Source organism: Paenibacillus lutimineralis (genome assembly GCF_003991425.1).
Classification (GTDB): Bacteria; Bacillota; Bacilli; order Paenibacillales; family Paenibacillaceae; genus Fontibacillus; species Fontibacillus lutimineralis.
In genome coordinates this window covers 5642501-5660973 of the sequence record NZ_CP034346.1, presented here as the reverse complement: position 1 = coordinate 5660973, position 18473 = coordinate 5642501, and the positions used below count along the sequence as shown (strand labels likewise).

Here is an 18473-nt window from a genome sequence, read left to right as displayed (position 1 = left end):
ATTTGGAGAAGATGTATAGAGCTATACCTAACTCGCCAAAAACAGAAATAGTATCGGCTATTGATGGAGTTGTTACAGAAATCGAGGTAGCAGATTCATCGGTCTTATTGAAGCCTGAAGGTATTGCTGTAATAGGCAATGGAGAAGCAGCTGAGACGATTACTTATGCTTCCGTAGAGGGGAATATATTAAAAGGTTGTGTTCGTGGGTTTCAAGGCACCGCGAAGGCGTGGAGCGCTGGAACGAGATTGGCTCGGAACTTTACGGCTTATGACCATGATACATTTATCAATAATATTGAGAAGAATAAAGCGGATATTACGGCATTAGATAATCGCCTTGATACCTCCGACACAGACGAGATCACATTACAACCAGGCTTACAGGTTATCAGCGCACAGCGTGACGCGCGTTTTAATCTTGCGTCTATTGAAGGTAAAACGGAGATCAACGGACAAAACAGGATCGGAATCATCGGCGTAGAGAATCCCTATGTAATACGGTATGGGGCTAATTTGTTGCCGCCGTTTTATGAATGGACACTACACGCTAACTCTAAAATAATAGAGCCTTATAAAATTAACGCAACGACCAGCGGAACAGGAAACGATTATAACTCTTATGTTTTGCCTGCCAGCGAAAATTTGTTTTACCTACTGTCGGTAAATAACGCAGGAAGTGCAAACAGAAATATTTTACAGCCGTTGGACGCATCACAAAACGTGCTTACCGTAGTCGAAGAGGGCGGAAATTCTATCGCGCAAGGAAGCGGACTGAATATGCGCTGGATCAAGACGCCTGCTGGAACAAAGTACATTAGAGTATATCTGTACGGAGTCAACAATGCCGTAGAGCAAATCTCATTCTCGGAACCAATGCTCACACTTGGCACCGAAGCCAAACCGTTTCGACCGCGCGAAGACTCTATGCTAGCGTTTCAAACAGAACTCCACGCTAACCCTACGGACGGCAGTGAGCCTGACGAACTGTTCGAGAGTGGCGGCGAATATCGGAAGCTAGCGAAGTGGAAAAAGGTTGTGCTGGATGGCTCGTTAGATTGGAGACCGAATAACGCGATACCTTTTACGGGGTATAAACGAGTCACTATTCCTTTTGATAATAGTGGCGGCTTATCGAATAGTCAGACTGTTACTAAATATGATGGGAAGAGACTAACAAACTGGACAGGAAGTACCGAGCAATTCACTGCCGGTGATCAGTTTGCTTTTAATACCAGCTTTACTCATAAAATTCAAATGACCATATCTAACACAGACAGCGGATGGGGAGACGCATACACACCGACAGCAGACGAGATTAAGGCGTATTTTATGGGCTGGAAGATGTATTTGTATGGCAACGTAACACAACCGTATAACGGTACTGGAACCAGAGCATGGGGCAAGCTAGGACTACCTCTTAACTCAGATGGAGGGTTAAAGGACGGAACAACAACTCTCCCAACGCAATCATACCCTGAATGGAATTATTATCAACTCCTATACCGCCTAGCTAAAGAAACCGTCGAACCAGTCGTATCCGAAGGCTGTCTGACGCTAAACGAAGGCGATAACGTGGTAGAAGTAGGTACGGGGATTGTATTGCGGGAACGGGCAAAACCTGAAAACCACGGCGGTCTAAGTTCATGGGCTGTTGTAAATCATATTGGCTCCCCAAGCTCCATTTTGACTTATAAACTAGACAAATTCCTGAATTTTTACAAAGATGATAAGCCGTTTTATGGTTGGAGAGTGCAACAAGCCCCGGGATATGCTTATGGCAATGCATACCTGGATAGACCGTGGCCGGAGTTTGATCAATCCGTGGCCTACAGCGTAACCTATCTCAAGCTTGATAAATCTCCTACCGTTCCAATATCTGGCGTAGTAGCCGCGAATGAAAAGGCGCAGCTATCCGACCTTACCGCAGGTGTAGCCGAAGCGTTACACGGTGTATCCGTCCTGACGATGAAGAAAGCGGAGAAGGATGCACCGGGGTGGATTATGCCTACGTTGCTTAACGGACATATTAATTTAGGTCGCGATGCCGTTGCATATTTAAAAGATAGTCAGGGTTTCGTGCACTTGAAAGGGGAGCTTGCGTCAATAACCTTGGGCACAGCAGCCTTTGTACTGCCTGAAGGCTATCGTCCTAAAACGGTTTTTTATTCTGGGATTAGAACGTATGGACCCAGCACAGGCGCTACAATGGGAACTTTGTCTATCGGTTCTGATGGAGTGGTTAAAATCACGTTCGGGCAGACGCTAGAAGCAAGTTTAGGTCAACTTGTGTTCCTGGCCGAACAATAAGGAGAGATCAACTTGAAAGCAGTACCTAAAGTAAATAGAGACGGACTCTACTTGGAGGATACGATAGTGGACGATACCTTTTATGGTGTCGTCCCTTTTTATGCCCCATTGCCGGAATCAGAACCGAGGTTACCGCCTGAAAGTAATATCAAGGCGGATGACGAGCAACCAGAGGAAGAGGCTGAACCGGAGATTGCCGGGTATACCGTTGGTGTGTCGGTACCTCCTGGGCTGTATCTGCCGCGCTTTGATTTGTTGGCGTGGGAGTTAATAGATGGTGATCTATCCGATCCGTCAGAATTTTGGGAAGAGGGCCTGACGGTGGAAGAGATCGAGGAACTAACTAAGCCGCAGCCGCAGGAGCCTGATCCGATGGATATCCTAGGCGAGGAAGTATCTGATTTGAAGCTTCAACTTTTTGGGCAACAGCAAGCAATCGTTAGTATGGATGAAAGTCTTGAACAAACGAAGCAGGGCGGTATAGAGCTTCAGCAGATAACTACAGCGGTCGGGTCCGAACTAATAAAGCAAGACTTAACATCATTAGATTTAAAACAGCAAAACAATGTAATAGGCGCTGAACTGATCAAAAAGGATATCTCTATTCTCGATTTGTACATGCAAAATCAGGTTCTTGGGAAAATGTTGGCGTCGCTTGAATTAAGACTTTTAGCAATGGGAACAGGGGGCGAATCGAATGTTTAATAGTGAATTTGAAAGACTATCGTACTGTTACGAAAAGAAATGGGTATCTGATGTACAACTTAAGTTATATGTACAGTTTGGTGTAATCACAGCAGCAGAGTTTAAGGTTATCACGGGTAAGGATTATAAGGCATGATTAGCTAAGGAAAATTTTCCTGACCCAAGGGGTGAATGAATATGTTTGGTGGAGGATTCAACAATCTTGCGTTTAACTCTCAAACCGAAAATGAAGTAAATATTGTCGATTTATCAGCCCACCTATCAGGTGAAGGGCGAGTTTCTCTGGCAGCTACTTCAATGGAGATGCATGCCTCTTCCCATTTATCAGGCGAAGGACGAGCTATGGGCGAATATATCAGGGAATACTCCTTGGAGCCTGAAAGAATGAGCGGCGAGGGGCGAGTGTCAGCATCCTTTATACGGGAGATTAGACCAAGCATACACATGTCAGGCGAGGGCAGAATGGTTGCCGATGCTAATAGATATCATGTTGACTTCATCGAGTTTACAGATATCTTCAAGCCAGGTGATGTAATCATCATTGATTCCGGCAAGTTTAAAATAACCCGTAATGGCGTCAATGTCTCACACCTGTACAACGGGGATTTCTTCAATCTGAATCTTGGTGAAAATAAATTGACCTGGACAGACCCAGCAACCGGCAGGGAGATTCTTTTCCGGATAACGTATCAGGACAGGGTGCTGTATTGAAAGGAGGCAGAATATGCAGCCTAATCCTACCATGGAGGCATTTGACAAGGATTTCAAACGGTTAGGCACTCTGATAGATGCATATCAAATCGAACGACGAAGACGGCTCAATAGCGATAATGAGCTGTCTTTTTTAGTGCCTATGACCAGTGATGATTATCTTGAAAAGCTTCAGCTCAAAGGTCACGTGATGGATGAGCGCGGTCAGTACTATGTGATTAACACTAGGCAAAGGCAGAGGACAAAGAAACAACTCACAGCGCTAATAACATGTACTCACGTTATGTACAAGATGAATGATTACAAAGTGCCGTATGATGATTACATCACAGAGGCTTATGGCGTTCACATTTCCACACTGCTAAATAAGATTAGTGGGTGGACAGGTGGGCGCTTCACGTTCCAGGTGCATGATACGTTTGACCTGTGGGATATAAAGGATTTCGGGAGGACAACGGCTCTAGCCGCGCTTACTCAAGTTCTTAACACCTACAAGGCAGAGGTTCGGCCAGATAACTTCATCATCCACATTTATAAGAAGACCGGGGCTGACGACCGATTCGAGTTTCGTACTAAGAAGAATATTATCCGGGACAGCTTCAAGGATGATACAACCAACTTGGTCACGCGGATGTACGCCTATATGAAAGATGGAGTAACGTTCCGAGGTCTTCCTATATCACATCTAACATCAGAGGAACTGAGCTTACTGCAGTCGATCCCTGGCGCGATCAAGGATGGCAAGATTGCAGTAAATTATCTTCTATCTCCATACGTAAACTATTGGGGCAGTCAGTCAGTTCCGTATTTCGATGGTGAGAATATTCAGCAAGATATCACGGACCCGATTGAACTGCTCAAATCAACCCGAGACGAGCTCAGAAAGAAGGAGATGCCAGAGCTGGATATTACGGTGGAGGCGGCTGATTTGCACAAGATCGACCGGGACGAGCATCCGCCTGACCTTGGCGACGCCGCAACAGTATTCGATCCGGAAATGGATATGCATCGTATCGCCGTCCGGATAGTCGAGCTCACAGAATACCCATATTCCATGGATCAACAAACTAAGGTGACGCTGGCCAACTTCGCATTGAAAGATGACATCGACCTTATAGCTGATCTTGAGCGTAGCCGTAAAGTGATGGATAACCTTCTTTCCGGTGGTCGTATACGGACGGAAGTTTTTGAAACATTCGCTCGGCAGGCTGTTATCGATGTGCATAATTCGAAAACAGAAGTTATTTATGATTCCAGAGGGATTATACTTCAAAGCCGTGTAGATCCATTGGGACAAGTTATTATGACTGCCGATGGCATCATATTTAGTCAAGATGGCGGAAAAACGGCCAATACAGCAATCAATCATAAAGGTATAGCGGCCCCGGCTATTGTCGGACAATTAGGTTCCTTTGTTTCCATGTTGATAGGTAGCGGAAATGACGTTACCCAAATCAACACCAAGGGGATTGCCGCTGGCCACGCAGACTTTAATCAGGCTCCGTTCCAGGTTGATATGAAGGGTAATGTGCTAGCCAACAAGCTGACTGCGAATTATGCGCAGATTAAAAGCTCGAATTTCAAGGATGGGGCCATTGTAGGATCGTCAATTAATGTTGGAAATGGTAAGTTCACTGTTAGCTCAGCAGGAGAAATGTATGTTGAAGGCGGCGTCTATGTTGGAGGAACAATTACCGGTGCATTGCTTCGTACGGCTGTGAGCGGGGCAAGAATAGAGATTAACTCATCAGGGTTAAGGGCGTTTGATTCGAGCGGATACGAGCGAATAGGCATAACACCGGCGAACACTGGTGGTGGAATGGGTTCTATCAACTTTAAAACAGCAGGTTCCCTTACGGGTTACCTCGCAAGCGGTTCAGGACTTGTACAGCTTGTTTCTAATGGAAGATTATTCATCGCATCGTTAGATAGTAATATTCAAATTCAAGGCAAGGCTTACTTTTATGATCATGTGCAGTTTGGCGGTGGGATCAGCGGCATCGCTATCTCGCACATAGAGGGTCTTCAGGCTCAATTAAACTCAATTATTTATAAACTTGATGGTCTGCCTGGATCTTCGCAAACCGCGACAAATATGTCTTTTGATCCGAATACAAGAAATCTTAAACTGTACAGTGTGACCGGAGGGACTCTTGCGACTGTAAACATACCTAAATGACAAGAAATAGATAGCGGTGTATACTGTGGTTAATTATGGTATAGGAGGATAATGTCATGAAAAAGATAGTATACTCAGCAATAGTAGGAGCGTTACTCCTCGGATCATTAACTGCAGTTGCATCCGCAGCAACAAACTCGCTAATTGGCAAAAAGGTACAAAATGTCATTGGTGTTACAGTTAACGGAAAGTCAGTAAAAGATGCCGTGATAATAGACGGTACAACATATGCTCCGGTCCGTAGCTTCTCGGAAGCTGCAGGATATTCGCTGACTATCGAGGGAGGAACGGTAAAAATGGCATCGTCAGATACTCAATCCGAGGACCCGATTGCTAAAGAATTGCAAACCAAATATAAAATCGATACGCTTCAACGCAATATATCAACTTGGAAAGTTATGATCGAAGGTCATAATGAGACCGTTAAACAATCCGAGTCCTTTATAGCAGAAACGAAGGCTTGGAACGAAAAGGCTGGTAAAGACGATCCGAAATTAGATACTTCTGGTGCAGAGGAAAAATTAAAGAAAGCTCAAGCGGATATTGCTGAACTCCAGGCAAAGATCGACGCAGCCAATGCTGAAATTGAACAGCTTCAAGCTGAACTGAAGTAAGAATCTAAATTTTTTTATAAGAAGGAACCTTCGGAAATATTGAGGGTTCTTTCTTTTTTTAAGGAGGATAATATGGCTCAACTAAAAAGGATCGAGGTATCACTCGATTTTGAACAGCCGATACAAGAAATAACAAGCATCATTTCACTCATTATTGGAGCCCACCCTGACCGCCAGCTTGAAATATTACAAGCGGTAGATCAGCACATAGGTGATGCAATGGCGCTGCTGGATAAATCAAAGCAGCACGTAGAAGATAAGACATTTGAAGAAAGCGCCAAGTAAGGCGCTTTTTATTTTGCCTTCGAACCTAGCGGGGGCTATTTTATTTGAAGGGATGATGAGTGTGGATACAATGGTAAAAGCAGCAGTACCAACATTAAGCCTGTTAGCGTCTTATTTATTTGGAGGCTGGTCGGCCTTGCTAAATATTCTGTTGGTGTTTGTGATATTAGATTACATTACAGGAGTTGCAGCTGCTGCCAAAGAAGGCAAGCTCAAAAGTAATATAGGTTTATGGGGCATAGCCCGTAAGATTATTATCTTCGCGATTGTAGCTGTTGCCCATTTGGTGGATCAGGCGCTGGGTGGTAATCATTTGTTTCGTGATGCAGCTATATTTTTTTACTTGGCCAATGAGTTATTGTCACTGATTGAGAACGCAGGTAGATTAGACGCACCTATTCCGCCAGCTATGCGGCAAGCCGTTGAGGTACTGCGTGGCAAGACAGGTGACAAAGGAGCGGATAAACAATGATCACGAAGGGGAATTTCCTTTTGCTTGAATTGCCAGAGTTCAGACCATGGATTCTCAAGCAGCATATTACTCGAGGTATCTCTCGTCTTCAGGTACACCATACTTGGCTGCCAAATTATTCGACACGTAAAGGACAAGATCACTTTAAATGCCTTGAGGGCATGAGAAATTCACATTTGGCTAATGGTTGGTCGGGAACCGGACAAAACATTACGATCTTCGAAGATGGAAAGGTTGCGATTAGCTTGGATAGGGACTTGAACAAAGTCCCTGCCGGTATTGCTGGAGCAAATACAGGTGCCATATGTGTGGAGATCATCGGCGATTTTGATAAAGGCAGAGACGATATGACTAGTTTGCAACGGGAAGCTGTCGGGCATGTATATGCTTGTTTGGCTTCGAAGTTGAAGATTCCTGTTGATACGGACCATATCGTTTATCATGCTTGGTATACGCCGTCAGGATCATTTCTAGGCGACTACGTTCCTAATATATCAAGCAAGACATGCCCAGGAACAAACTTCTGGGGAATGGGCAATACCGTAGCTTCAGCAAAGAAAGGTTTTTTACAAGATGTTCAATATGAATATGATAAGTTAAAAGAAAGTGGTGATGATGCAATGACAACCGTTGAGAAGTTGGAATTTGATAATCTAGTAAAGAAGGTAGCAAAGCTGGAAGAAGAAACAAAAAAAATACCTGCTCCTAAATGGTTTGTATCTGAATTCGGTAGTAGTGATTTAGGTGGTAAGATTAGCGATCCATCATTTACTTTAGAGGGTTGGCGAACACTAGCCGTAGGGTTACGTGTTGGTAAATAGTTAATTCCCAAACGTTTGGGAATTTGATATATTTTAATTAACATATCAACATTGTTTTGTTGATATGCAATCCGGTAGCACCGGTATAAAAAATCCCACTGGTCTTAATTGACAGTGGGATTTTTTTGATTTCACGGAAGTTTTTCTTACCGATTTACGGCAACTTCTCTCAAACCAAATATATACCTTAGATTGATGAGAACATATGTTTGTATTATACTTATAATATGTTCGTTCGATTCTAGATAAAGGAGAGCTATTAATTATGAGAACAGCCCAGGATCGGCTAATCAATAACGAAATAATGGAGTTCAGGCTAGAAATTTTAGTGGCAATTTATATGGCATGTAAAGCTGGTGAAATAAGAAAGGTGGTTGCTCCAAATGGAGTTAGTTACTGCATATCATTTCACGATAACTCTCTTGTAATTTCTTCAAAAACGAATAGCAACGATCTTGATACTAGCTTGCTTCCGTTTATCGAATCAAAGATCGGAGACACAACTATGTGTTTTTCGAAATCAACTACTTCTCATGAATTTAAACCTATATTTTTCATGGTTTGGGAAGACTTTGAAATAGATGAAGAGACGCTAGGCTGATAACTCAGCCCAGCGCTTCGCATAATTAAGCAGGTTTATATTTTTGTTTAGCTTCTTCAAATAACATTTTTGTCATGCTGAATTCAACCGTTTCGACACGTCGTCCAAGGAGCAATTCAACGCCGCGATGAAACGCCTCCCATTCAATCAACAAACTATCTTCTTGAAGTTGAAAATAACACATTCTCTTGGTGTCATCTGATAGCCACCAACGATTTTCACCGTATTTATCCATCACCATCAACATTTTGTTGATCATTTTTGCATTGCCAGTCATTGTTTTACAATATTGCTCGTTCGTCACGATAATTCCTCCTGAGTCAACGAGTCCATTTTTTTGATCAGAATCGTTGATTTTCAATCCCCAGACTTCTCTTTAAGCCTTCTTGCAGAACTTGGCTGAAGTTAAGGTGTTGTCGTTCTGCCTCATCGTTTAACCACTTTGGAACTGTGAGCGTCTTTTTTACAGCTTTAGATTCCATTGCTTCACGAACAGTAGGCATGTAAACCTGAACCTCACAGGCGGCTTCTGTGGATTCTGCTTGCAGCAGAATGGCATCCAGTGCAGATGGATCGGGAATAGGGTCGTTATCTTGTTCCATCACGTAAAGAAAACCTTCCAGAGCTTCTCGCGCTGCTGCATGCGCTTCTTCTGCAGTGTCTCCAGAAGTTAGACACCCAGGAAGATCGAGGAAGCGAACTGATATTCCTTCCTCAGATGTGTCAAGTAATGCCCAAAAGCGGTATACGTCTTTCTTACTCATTTATATTATTACCTCCTTGGGAGGGGAGGGCCGTGAGGCCCTACAACCCTGCTGATTTAAGGATACTTACTAGTGTCTTGGGAGGAAAGCTTTTCTTAGGATGCGGTACCGTAACTTTTCCGGTTTTAGTCGGATGTTTGAAGTAATGATGACTACCATGAACTCCAATTAAAAACCATCCGTCCTCTTCAAGAAGTTTTATGATTTTTCTTGAATTATATGCTTTCATTGCCGCCCTCCTTATATCTTTATTATACACGTATAATTAGTACGTGTCAACGTATAAATAATACGTATCATTAAGTTTGGCTTATACAATCTTTCTGCCGATTGATCAGAAGAACTGGAGGTTCTCCGGCATACCCATCATCGATATTTGTAAATCCTGAATAACGGTATACGGCAATAGCCCCTGGGATAGCAACGGGATACCAATCGGCTTTTTGAATCGACTGTCTTAATGTCAAGATCGGGCGCTCATACCAAGTTGAATTAGGTTGTTCAAAAAAAGCATCAATGAACTGTTGAAGCATCATTTTTTCTATGTTCATTTCATGATCCTCCGTGACCATATTTTGACCATATTTGTATCAGAACGCGCCTTGAATAATCGGAATTGAAAAAGTTTCTTCCTTTATATACCGCTAAAAACCGAACCAATCCGAATGCAAAATTTAAGAACGTAAGAAATACGGTCTCAAAGCCGCTCGTCGCGCGCCACAATTCTCGAAGCGTTAATATTTGCATTATATGCCCTTGGCCATTCGGTCAGGGGCTTTTTGCATTTTATTATGGTTTTGAACAAATTCATCTTTATTCCTATTCCTAAATATAAATAAAATGGTGGAAATTGGCGAGGTGTTCTGATATATTCGGCTTGTAAGAACAAATTGCTATAGAAAGGGAGTATTCTATGTCTAACTCTAGAACGCTAAAATGGGTTACTGGGGGTCTGGAAATTTTCCTCGGTATTCCGCTTATCGGCGGGCTGATCATTGTAGGAACTTCATACATACCGCTGTTCATCATGTTTGTACTACATATTATTACATTAGTCTTGTCTGCAAATAATAACGAATCGAAATATGGTTCGATTGTCGGAATCGTTACTTCGGTCGTTGCCTGGATTCCTATCCTGGGTATGATTATGCATTTGATTACAGGTATTCTTCTTATGATTAGCGCTGCTCAGAAGCCTACGAACCATCATATGGACTCCTCCTACAGATTTTAATTATGAATTGAAGCGCCCATTTGGGCGCTTTTTTCATTGACTTCTACCTGGAAATATTTATACTATATATTGATAATTCAAATCTGATTAGTAGGACTTATTCCAAGACATGGGGGCGGAGTATGAATTTACTGGAGAAAGAGGCACTGATTGAGGAGAAAGCTGTAGAATTTGAGTCGGCTACGCCGCAGGAGATTATCGCTTGGGCAGTTGAGACATTTCCCAACATAACCTTTGCCTGCAGCTTCGGCGCGGAGGATGTCGTGCTTGTAGACATGCTTCAGAAAATTAGTCCTAAGGCGGACGTCTTCTACCTGGATACCGACTTTCATTTCAAGGAGACTTATGAGACCCGGGATCGATTAGTGGAGAGATACGGTCTAAAGTTCGTGAGAGTGTCTCCGGAAATTACGCCAGAGGAGCAGGAGCAGCAATATGGTGCGGAACTGTGGAAGAAGGATCCGAATGCCTGTTGTGACATCCGTAAGGTAACTCCGTTAAGTATGATTCTATCCAAATATGAAGCTTGGATTACTGGAATCAGACGAGATCAAGCTCTAACAAGAGCAAACGCTAAGAAGATTGAATACGATGTGAAGTTTGGGCTCGTCAAGTTCAATCCAATTGCAGATTGGTCTAGTGAGGATGTATGGAATTACATTCGGGAGCATGATCTCGTATACAACCCATTACATGATCAGAATTACCCCAGTATCGGCTGCGAACAATGTACACGCCCGGTTATGCCGGGAGAAGACCCTCGTGCAGGCCGCTGGGCAGAATCAGAGAAGACAGAGTGCGGATTGCATAAATGATGCATAGGATGAGGCTAATGAGTAGGGAGGATACAGTATGACTGCAATTTCACCACATGGCGGTACGCTCGTCAATCGACTCGTTACAGGCGAGGAACGTGAACGCCTGCTAGAGGAAGCAAAGAAGCTGAAATCGGTACGTATCAATGCCTGGACGATCTCTGATCTCGATTTAATTGGAGTCGGTGCATTCTCTCCCTTAACAGGGTTCCTGAATGAGGACGACTATCATTCGGTTGTGAAGCATATGAGACTTGCAGATGGCACGGTATGGAGTATTCCGATTACCCTGTCGGTTAGCGAACAGGAAGCTGCGGAGCTATCCTTAGAAGAGCGGATTGCCTTAGTGGGCGAGCAGGATGGCATAGTATATGGCTTGCTTGAAGTCGGAAGGATTTATAAGGTAGATCAGCAGTATGAGGCCAGACAAGTATTTAAGACGACAGATTCAGAGCATCCAGGGGTTAAGAAGCTGTTGGAGCGTTCACCTATTTATATTGGCGGATCAGTGCAAGTGCTGCATCGTCCGAGACCTGACCGCTTTACTGAATTCTATTACGATCCAGAACAGACACGGCGTATATTCGCGGATAGGGGATGGAATACAGTGGTGGGCTTCCAGACGAGAAATCCGGTGCATCGGGCCCATGAATATATCCAGAAGAGTGCGATGGAGATTGTTGATGGTCTATTCCTTAATCCGCTAGTTGGCGAGACGAAGTCGGACGATGTGCCAGCGGATGTCAGAATGCAGAGTTACCTGGTGCTGTTAGACAATTATTATCCAGAGGGCCGTACATTTCTCGGCGTGTTTCCAGCGGCAATGCGCTATGCGGGTCCACGAGAAGCAATCTTTCATGCTATGGTCCGTAAAAATTATGGCTGCACCCATTTTATCGTTGGGCGCGACCATGCGGGTGTAGGGGATTACTATGGGACTTACGAAGCGCAGGAGATCTTCAGCAATTTTACGGCAGAGGAATTAGGGATTACGCCATTATTTTTTGAGCATAGCTTCTTCTGTACAAAATGTGGCAATATGGCTTCGAGTAAGACTTGTCCGCATCCTGCAGAGGATCATCTGACCTTGTCTGGAACCAAGGTGAGAGGGCTTCTTCGTGAAGGAATTTGTCCTCCGCCTGAATTTACCCGTCCTGAAGTTGCAAGAGTACTGATCGAAGGAATGAGTCATCAAGTTGTGATATAAATCGAATCGTATTTGTAATATTTGTCCACCTCGTCCCATATAGATGATTAGTGTCATTTATGGGGATGGAGGTGGCTTTTTTATGGACTCCAAGAATAAAGTAACTGTCTGGCTGAAGTTAAATCATATCAAGTGGGGACTGCTCGGAATTGGACTGCTTGGATTATTGATCTTATTTGCAAAATATGAAGTTCCGACCATAAAGACTGCGAGCTATTGGAGCCTACCGCTGGCGGGGACGACGATTGCTCTCGATGCCGGCCATGGGGGACCTGATGGCGGTGCAGTAAGCAAACAAGGGATTATTGAGAAAGATATCAATCTGGCAGTGACGTTGTATTTGCGGGATTATTTGCAGCAGGCGGGCGCGCTCGTATATATGACGAGGGAAGAAGACCGAGATCTGGCGAGTGCAGATACTAAGGGATACAAGAAGCGCAAGACGGAGGATTTGAAACGGCGGGTTCGTTATATTGAGGAGAAGCAAGCGAAGGTGTTCGTCAGCATTCACATGAACAGCGTTCCCTCTTCGCGGTGGAGCGGGGCGCAAACCTTCTTTTCAACCAATAACGGGGATAGCGTTACATTGGCCGAGCTCATTCAGGATGAGTTGCGTAAGGGCCTAAATAACACAGACAGAGTTGCCAAGCGCTCCGATAAGTCGGTGTATTTGCTGGAGGAATTAAAAATTCCTGCGGTATTGGTAGAGGTCGGTTTCTTATCAAACCCAGAGGAAGCCCGACTACTTGGGGATGAGAAATACCAACAGAAAGTGGCCGCTTCAATCTATCAAGGAATTATGAAATATATTTCTAAAAAAGAAAGTGGAAGCAAAGCAGACAACAGTAGGAAATGATATAATTAATATCATATTTATACCAACCATTCGATTACTAAATAGATCCGGGGTGTTGTCTGTGTTAACGATGGAACAGCTTGAGGCCGTACTTAGACCTATTGCAGAGCCTGTATTGGGACGTAGCTTGATCGATTTGAATTGGATACGCAATATGATGATCAAAGAAGATAAGGTTTCTTTGACAGTAATCAGCTTGAAACAGGATGAGAATACGCGCCAGAAGCTGGAGGAAGAGATTCGCTACCGTCTCCAGGAAGCTGGCATCAACAACCTTCATCTTCGCTTCCGTGAACCTTCCGAGCATGAGCGCCAGGAAGCGGGACAAGCCGTGACGTCCAAAGAAGCTGAAGGGGCAGCGTCACAAGTGCCACGGGGACATGGAGCAGGTCTAGAACAATTATCGATCCTTGACCCCAAATCCGGAGTTCATTTCATTGCAATCGCCAGCGGCAAAGGCGGAGTCGGTAAATCCACAGTTGCTGTGAATTTAGCCGTAGCACTGGCCCGTCTTGGTAAAAGGGTCGGATTGATCGATGCCGATATTTATGGCTTCAGTGTCCCAGATATGATGGGGATTGAGACAGCTCCAGCGATCGAGGATGGTGTTATTCAGCCAGTGGAGAGGTTCGGCGTTAAGGTGATGTCGATGGGCTTCTTCATCCAGGAGAACACACCAGTGATCTGGCGTGGACCGATGCTCGGGAAGATGCTGCGACAATTCTTCGCGGATGTTCATTGGGGAGAACTGGATTATATGATCCTTGATCTGCCGCCAGGAACAGGGGATGTGGCGCTGGATGTACATCAGATGATCCCTCAGAGCCGCGAGATTATTGTTACAACACCACATGCGACAGCGGCGTTCGTCGCTGCCAGAGCTGGCGCTATGGCACTGAAGACCGAGCATGAAGTGCTTGGTGTAGTGGAGAATATGGCCTATTATGAATGTTCAGATTGCCATAAGAAGGACTATATCTTTGGTCGCGGTGGTGGTGCGCGCTTGGCCGAGACATTACACACGGAGCTCCTAGCGCAAATTCCGCTTGGAACGCCGGACAACCATCCGTCGGAACCAGACTTCTCTCCTTCGATTTATAAGGAGGATGCACCAAGCGGACGTATTTACGGCGAAATCGCTGCTACAGTAATAACAAAATGTCAAAAAGACTGAACCTATAGGGTTCAGTCTTTCTTTTATATATCGAAAGTGGGACATGATTAAGCTTAGCTTTCTTCGCTGGAGCCGGAGCTACCACCGCCTTGTTTCTTTTGCTCTCCGCCACTCTTACCGCCTTGATTCTCGCCGCCCTTATTCTGATTCTCAGCTGATTTCTCGACCTTAGGTATAAGCTGTTCTTGAACGACGGTCTTGAGCAGCTCCATAACTTCCATTTTGAATAAAGGGCTCTGCATCGCTTCTTGCATGATGGTCATCGACTGCTTACGGTAATCTGGCGACTTGGTTAAATCCAGGAACATCTGCATAATCTCAGGTGATTTCATCATATCTTGCATAGATTTCTGATAAGTAGGGTCCTTGATCAGATCCATGTGAAGCTGCTTGTTCTGAGCGCTAATGGACTTGGCAAAATTACCGGCGAACTTGGGATCCGTCATAATTTTCTCAATTTCTTTTTTGTAAGCCGGTGAGGTAATCGTGTCCTTTACGGCCATTTTAACCTCCTCAGAGGTATTGGTTGGAAGGAGCATCTTGATTCGGTACCCTCCTCCCCCTGATCCGCTGCTAGAACCGCCCGAACTTCCGCTTGATCCGGAGGAGCCTCCAGAGTCTGATCCAGAACCAGAACCAGAGTCTGATCCGGAGCCAGAGTCAGTAGAAGAGCCAGAGCTGCTGCCGGATTCGCCCTGTGGTGAACTTAAGGCCTCATAGATCGCTTTTTTACCGTCGTCGGTCTTCAAAATGTCGATAACCATCGATTTTGTATCTTTATATCCGCTTTGGGATTGTGATGAGCCTTGATCAGAGCCGCATGCCGTTAATGTAAGTGTAAGTATGATGCATAAAGACCAGCGGTAGTAACCCACCCACTTCATGGTTCCAGCCTCCTTATGAGTATCAATGTTTGTAGTATGTGGCTAAAAAAAAGAATTATCCGAGTAAAAACGATGGTTTTTTGCTGCCATCATTGGTAAAATATTTCGGTAGTGGGAGGTGGCTTATTTGAATTTAAAAAGATGGTTGCATTTATTCTGGACGACCTTGGTGGTTGGAGCCGCCGGCTCGCTCGTGATTGGTCTGGTTCTACAGTTGACGGATACTATGAAGCTGAATGGGACGGCAGATCTTTTTGTCAATATTGGTTTATTGTTAGGTGTTGGGATCATGGTAAGCGTATACTCCCAGATGGGATTCTTCGCATATATGATGGTCAATTATATGGGAACGGGTGTGTTCTCCCGTAGAACCTGGCAATATATCCAGCTTGTATTGACAGCTCTATCCTTATTTGAATTAATGTTTCTGCGTATTTTTGTAGGCGGTAACAAAAGTTCCTACTCCGATGTAGTGTTGGGAGGAATTATTTTAATTGTCGCCATTGCCGTGGCCTATTTCAAAGCAAGAATGACAAACGGTTCCGCATGGATACCCACTTTATTCTTCATGATTGCCGTAACAATTGTAGAGACGATCGGCGTGCTGAAGATCGAGGTGGATCAAGCGACCGCCTGGATTGCTGGTCCATTGATTGCTTGTAATGCCTATCAGATATTGATTTTGCACCGCGTATTGAAGCCTAAGCAGTCTCCGCAGATACATAGTCAAGAAATGATAAATTAGGAATGATTCAAAAGTATAAAAATGTAAAAAGGACCTTCCATCTCTGTAAAAACGGAGTGGGGGTCCCTTTTTTTATAAAGTACAGTTCTGGTCGAATTACATACCAGCTGCTGTATCGATTTGCTCCTGAATCCAGGCCTGATCGCGAACCTCGTTGCCTTTTACTCCTGCTTCCTGAAGCAAGTCAGTGACCGTCACAAAGTCATATCCCTTTTGCCGTAGTTGATCGATAATAATAGGGAGAGCTTCATGCGTCTGTTTGGCTGAATCACTGGCATGCAGGAGAACAATATCACCAGGATGTGCTTTGTTAACGACGCGATTTACAATTTTGTCAACGCCTTTATTTTGCCAATCCTGAGAATCTGTATCCCACTGAATCACTTTGTACCCCAGCCCGTCAGCAATAGATAATACACGTTTATCAAAATCGCCATTAGGAAGTCGCAGGAGGTTTGGTGCTTTTCCAGTTAATTCGGTTAAAATAGAATGAGCTGTAGTAATCTGCTTGGAGATTTCTTCATCGGTTAATTCGCTGTAGTTATCATGTTTGTGTCCATGGCTGCCGATTTCAAATCCTTGTTCCTGAATTACTTTCACAATTTCCGGATGGCTTTTTCCCCAAGGGGATGAGATGAAGAAGGTCGCTTTCTGAACATTTTTGTCCTTGAGTACTTTCAGGATGGGTTCTGCCCGTTTGTCTCCCCAACTGATATCGAAGGTCAGGGCAATTACTTTCTTCTCCGTAGGCACACTGTAGATGGCGGCGGGGCTGCTCTCTTCGGAGAATACGGTGATATGGCTCTGCTCCACATAGACGATACCTGCTGCAAACAGGGCCGCGGCAAAAACAAAGAAAAACCTTTTGATTTTCTTCCCGTTAAGGACATAGAAGAAGTTGTTCATGCTTTGATTAGCCCCTCTCGTTATCAGAATGATTTGCGCTTGTACAAATATATGCCTGTACCTTTCGGGATTATGACCATTTCTTGTCCCAAAAGTTAAAGAGGTAGTTCAAAAAGTCCGCTTTTGATAAAAAAACCAATCGAGGCCAATTCAAGGATGAGCACCGCGATTCATGCGATAGGTTTTCTTGCGATGTAGAATTTCATCAGTGTATCGGTGCTTAAAACCGAATTTTTTGTACAAACACTTATATGTAAAAAAATTTGCTACAGGAGGAGATATCATGCTGTCATTTCGTTTGTTTATGCGTGATTTACGAAAATATAAAAAGTCGCTGTGGGTCTCGATCGCTTTCTTTGCCGTTGGCATTTTGATGGGGGTGGTGGAGACGGAGCGGATTACTAGCCTGGTCATGCCTGATATTGAGACTTTGCGAAATTATAGTGAGCAATTATCCCAATCCGCGGTGCCGGAGCTAAGCTTTTTTAAATTTATCTTTCTGAATAACGTGATTAAAAGTCTGGGCGTTATTATCTTGGGAGCATTGTTCGGTATATTGCCAGCTGTGTTCCTGCTGATGAATGGGCTTGTTCTTGGTTTTTTGGTTACAACTTCGGCACAGCACGGGGCCAATTTATTTGATCTCATTGTAAAAGGATTGCTGCCACATGGGATTATCGAGATTCCAGCAATCATTATGGCTGCTGCCTTCGGGATTCAGTTCGGTTACTATGTGCTTAAGGGTCTCGGAGAGTTGGGGGCCCGGGATCGGAGTGAAAGGACGATCAAATGGCGGGAATTCTTTAACTCGCTCATTAGAGCTGCTTTTTGGACAGTGGTATTGCTATTGATCGCGGCGGTAGTTGAAAGTACGCTCACTTTTTACTTGGTTCGTTGATATTTGATGTCATAATTTTCCCGAAAACTGTGCATAACAGTAAAGCGGTCAAAAGCCGCGGATATGTTATGTGCAGTTGGGGTTATGGCAGATATAGATATAAACTGAGTCGATAGAGGAGCTGTAGTTATGTTGGGAATGATGTTCAATGATAAAGAATGCAAGGAACTCGACTATGTTCTACGCAAAGAACTGGACGAGATGTTGCTTGATATGAGCGATCAACGTTTGGACCAGGATATCCGTGACGCAATTGCTAAGAGATATAAAACTGTATTTCGTATGTACGCTCG

General features: G+C 44.2%; 24 protein-coding genes (1 of these 24 cut by a window edge). 18 read left to right on the top strand and 6 right to left on the bottom strand.

Annotated elements, in window-relative coordinates:
• The first annotated feature begins 2 nt into the window (after window positions 1–2).
• The 10 genes from EI981_RS25170 (at window position 3) to EI981_RS25125 (ending at window position 8697) form a co-directional block, all read left to right on the top strand.
• A complete protein-coding gene (locus EI981_RS25170; protein WP_127002902.1) occupies window positions 3–2309 on the top strand; it encodes a hypothetical protein in 2307 nt (768 codons plus the stop codon).
• Between the two features lie 12 nt (window positions 2310–2321).
• Window positions 2322–3014, top strand: a complete 693-nt coding sequence (locus EI981_RS25165) for a hypothetical protein (RefSeq protein WP_193556405.1) — start codon at window positions 2322–2324, stop codon at window positions 3012–3014.
• Window positions 3007–3150, top strand: a complete 144-nt coding sequence (locus EI981_RS25160; protein WP_127002900.1) for an XkdX family protein — start codon at window positions 3007–3009, stop codon at window positions 3148–3150. The genes EI981_RS25165 and EI981_RS25160 overlap by 8 nt, the downstream gene beginning before the upstream one ends.
• Before the next feature lie 35 nt (window positions 3151–3185).
• Window positions 3186–3725, top strand: coding sequence for a phage distal tail protein (locus tag EI981_RS25155; protein WP_227011588.1), 540 nt, complete (start codon window positions 3186–3188; stop codon window positions 3723–3725).
• 13 nt (window positions 3726–3738) lie between these two features.
• The gene (locus EI981_RS25150) at window positions 3739–5904 is read left to right on the top strand and encodes a phage tail protein (RefSeq protein ID WP_127002896.1); all 2166 of its coding nucleotides are present in this window, start codon (window positions 3739–3741) and stop codon (window positions 5902–5904) included.
• Between the two features lie 56 nt (window positions 5905–5960).
• A complete protein-coding gene (locus EI981_RS25145; RefSeq protein ID WP_127002894.1) occupies window positions 5961–6518 on the top strand; it encodes a hypothetical protein in 558 nt (185 codons plus the stop codon).
• 72 nt (window positions 6519–6590) lie between these two features.
• Window positions 6591–6803: a hypothetical protein gene (locus tag EI981_RS25140; protein ID WP_127002892.1), complete on the top strand. Its 213-nt coding sequence runs from the start codon at window positions 6591–6593 to the stop codon at window positions 6801–6803.
• Between the two features lie 52 nt (window positions 6804–6855).
• The gene (locus EI981_RS25135; RefSeq protein ID WP_127005001.1) at window positions 6856–7275 is read left to right on the top strand and encodes a phage holin family protein; all 420 of its coding nucleotides are present in this window, start codon (window positions 6856–6858) and stop codon (window positions 7273–7275) included.
• Complete coding sequence (locus EI981_RS25130; protein ID WP_127002890.1) at window positions 7272–8096, top strand: peptidoglycan recognition protein family protein; 825 nt, start codon at window positions 7272–7274, stop codon at window positions 8094–8096. The genes EI981_RS25135 and EI981_RS25130 overlap by 4 nt, the downstream gene beginning before the upstream one ends.
• Window positions 8097–8361: 265 nt before the next feature.
• Window positions 8362–8697 (top strand): hypothetical protein, encoded by a 336-nt coding sequence (locus EI981_RS25125; RefSeq protein WP_127002888.1) that lies wholly within the window; start codon window positions 8362–8364, stop codon window positions 8695–8697.
• Window positions 8698–8722: 25 nt separating this feature from the next.
• Here EI981_RS25125 and EI981_RS25120 read toward each other — a convergent pair whose 3' ends face one another.
• The 4 genes from EI981_RS25120 to EI981_RS25105 form a co-directional block, all read right to left on the bottom strand.
• Window positions 8723–9001, bottom strand: coding sequence for a hypothetical protein (locus tag EI981_RS25120; protein WP_127002886.1), 279 nt, complete (start codon window positions 8999–9001; stop codon window positions 8723–8725).
• Between the two features lie 37 nt (window positions 9002–9038).
• Window positions 9039–9461, bottom strand: a complete 423-nt coding sequence (locus EI981_RS25115; RefSeq protein ID WP_127002884.1) for a type II toxin-antitoxin system HicB family antitoxin — start codon at window positions 9459–9461, stop codon at window positions 9039–9041.
• Between the two features lie 40 nt (window positions 9462–9501).
• On the bottom strand, window positions 9502–9690 hold the full coding sequence (locus EI981_RS25110; RefSeq protein ID WP_127002882.1) for a type II toxin-antitoxin system HicA family toxin: 189 nt from the start codon (window positions 9688–9690) through the stop codon (window positions 9502–9504).
• Between the two features lie 70 nt (window positions 9691–9760).
• On the bottom strand, window positions 9761–10012 hold the full coding sequence (locus EI981_RS25105) for a hypothetical protein (protein ID WP_127002880.1): 252 nt from the start codon (window positions 10010–10012) through the stop codon (window positions 9761–9763).
• A gap of 362 nt (window positions 10013–10374) precedes the next feature.
• Here EI981_RS25105 and EI981_RS25100 point away from each other — a divergent pair, with 362 nt between their 5' ends.
• From EI981_RS25100 to EI981_RS25080, 5 genes are all read left to right on the top strand, one after another.
• Window positions 10375–10695, top strand: coding sequence for a hypothetical protein (locus EI981_RS25100; protein ID WP_127002878.1), 321 nt, complete (start codon window positions 10375–10377; stop codon window positions 10693–10695).
• 122 nt (window positions 10696–10817) lie between these two features.
• Complete coding sequence (locus tag EI981_RS25095) at window positions 10818–11510, top strand: phosphoadenylyl-sulfate reductase (protein ID WP_127002876.1); 693 nt, start codon at window positions 10818–10820, stop codon at window positions 11508–11510.
• Between the two features lie 37 nt (window positions 11511–11547).
• Complete coding sequence (gene sat / locus EI981_RS25090; RefSeq protein WP_127002874.1) at window positions 11548–12717, top strand: sulfate adenylyltransferase; 1170 nt, start codon at window positions 11548–11550, stop codon at window positions 12715–12717.
• Between the two features lie 82 nt (window positions 12718–12799).
• Window positions 12800–13573: an N-acetylmuramoyl-L-alanine amidase CwlD gene (cwlD, locus tag EI981_RS25085; RefSeq protein ID WP_127002872.1), complete on the top strand. Its 774-nt coding sequence runs from the start codon at window positions 12800–12802 to the stop codon at window positions 13571–13573.
• A gap of 61 nt (window positions 13574–13634) precedes the next feature.
• Window positions 13635–14747, top strand: a complete 1113-nt coding sequence (locus tag EI981_RS25080; protein ID WP_127002870.1) for an Mrp/NBP35 family ATP-binding protein — start codon at window positions 13635–13637, stop codon at window positions 14745–14747.
• Window positions 14748–14800: 53 nt separating this feature from the next.
• On the opposite strand, the gene gerD is transcribed toward EI981_RS25080, so the two are convergent.
• Window positions 14801–15631 (bottom strand): spore germination lipoprotein GerD, encoded by an 831-nt coding sequence (gene gerD, locus EI981_RS25075; RefSeq protein WP_127002867.1) that lies wholly within the window; start codon window positions 15629–15631, stop codon window positions 14801–14803.
• Between the two features lie 127 nt (window positions 15632–15758).
• Here gerD and EI981_RS25070 point away from each other — a divergent pair, with 127 nt between their 5' ends.
• On the top strand, window positions 15759–16376 hold the full coding sequence (locus EI981_RS25070) for a KinB-signaling pathway activation protein (protein ID WP_127002865.1): 618 nt from the start codon (window positions 15759–15761) through the stop codon (window positions 16374–16376).
• Window positions 16377–16472: 96 nt separating this feature from the next.
• Here the strand turns inward: EI981_RS25070 and pdaB are convergent, their stop codons facing one another.
• Window positions 16473–17282, bottom strand: coding sequence for a polysaccharide deacetylase family sporulation protein PdaB (pdaB, locus tag EI981_RS25065; protein ID WP_127002863.1), 810 nt, complete (start codon window positions 17280–17282; stop codon window positions 16473–16475).
• A 283-nt stretch (window positions 17283–17565) separates the two neighbouring features.
• Between pdaB and EI981_RS25060 the strand changes: the two genes are divergently transcribed.
• Both EI981_RS25060 and EI981_RS25055 read left to right on the top strand, forming a co-directional pair.
• Window positions 17566–18180, top strand: a complete 615-nt coding sequence (locus EI981_RS25060) for a stage II sporulation protein M (protein ID WP_127002861.1) — start codon at window positions 17566–17568, stop codon at window positions 18178–18180.
• A gap of 129 nt (window positions 18181–18309) precedes the next feature.
• Window positions 18310–18473, top strand: partial view of a hypothetical protein gene (locus tag EI981_RS25055; RefSeq protein WP_068779141.1) — the 5' portion only. The gene runs 67 nt beyond the window's last position; the window shows 164 of its 231 coding nt (coding positions 1–164); its start codon is at window positions 18310–18312; its stop codon lies off the right edge, out of view.

Excerpts from the sequence above, each read along its gene's own strand:
- EI981_RS25160 (WP_127002900.1), top strand. The coding sequence starts at position 3,007 with ATGTTTAATAGTGAATTTGAAAGACTATCGTACTGTTACGAAAAGAAA.
- EI981_RS25155 (WP_227011588.1), top strand. The coding sequence starts at position 3,186 with ATGAATATGTTTGGTGGAGGATTCAACAATCTTGCGTTTAACTCTCAA.
- EI981_RS25150 (WP_127002896.1), top strand. The coding sequence starts at position 3,739 with ATGCAGCCTAATCCTACCATGGAGGCATTTGACAAGGATTTCAAACGG.
- EI981_RS25145 (WP_127002894.1), top strand. The coding sequence starts at position 5,961 with ATGAAAAAGATAGTATACTCAGCAATAGTAGGAGCGTTACTCCTCGGA.
- EI981_RS25140 (WP_127002892.1), top strand. The coding sequence starts at position 6,591 with ATGGCTCAACTAAAAAGGATCGAGGTATCACTCGATTTTGAACAGCCG.
- EI981_RS25135 (WP_127005001.1), top strand. The coding sequence starts at position 6,856 with ATGATGAGTGTGGATACAATGGTAAAAGCAGCAGTACCAACATTAAGC.
- EI981_RS25130 (WP_127002890.1), top strand. The coding sequence starts at position 7,272 with ATGATCACGAAGGGGAATTTCCTTTTGCTTGAATTGCCAGAGTTCAGA.
- EI981_RS25125 (WP_127002888.1), top strand. The coding sequence starts at position 8,362 with ATGAGAACAGCCCAGGATCGGCTAATCAATAACGAAATAATGGAGTTC.
- EI981_RS25115 (WP_127002884.1), bottom strand. The coding sequence starts at position 9,461 with ATGAGTAAGAAAGACGTATACCGCTTTTGGGCATTACTTGACACATCT.
- EI981_RS25110 (WP_127002882.1), bottom strand. The coding sequence starts at position 9,690 with ATGAAAGCATATAATTCAAGAAAAATCATAAAACTTCTTGAAGAGGAC.
- EI981_RS25105 (WP_127002880.1), bottom strand. The coding sequence starts at position 10,012 with ATGAACATAGAAAAAATGATGCTTCAACAGTTCATTGATGCTTTTTTT.
- EI981_RS25100 (WP_127002878.1), top strand. The coding sequence starts at position 10,375 with ATGTCTAACTCTAGAACGCTAAAATGGGTTACTGGGGGTCTGGAAATT.
- EI981_RS25095 (WP_127002876.1), top strand. The coding sequence starts at position 10,818 with ATGAATTTACTGGAGAAAGAGGCACTGATTGAGGAGAAAGCTGTAGAA.
- sat (WP_127002874.1), top strand. The coding sequence starts at position 11,548 with ATGACTGCAATTTCACCACATGGCGGTACGCTCGTCAATCGACTCGTT.
- cwlD (WP_127002872.1), top strand. The coding sequence starts at position 12,800 with ATGGACTCCAAGAATAAAGTAACTGTCTGGCTGAAGTTAAATCATATC.
- gerD (WP_127002867.1), bottom strand. The coding sequence starts at position 15,631 with ATGAAGTGGGTGGGTTACTACCGCTGGTCTTTATGCATCATACTTACA.
- pdaB (WP_127002863.1), bottom strand. The coding sequence starts at position 17,282 with ATGAACAACTTCTTCTATGTCCTTAACGGGAAGAAAATCAAAAGGTTT.
- EI981_RS25060 (WP_127002861.1), top strand. The coding sequence starts at position 17,566 with ATGCTGTCATTTCGTTTGTTTATGCGTGATTTACGAAAATATAAAAAG.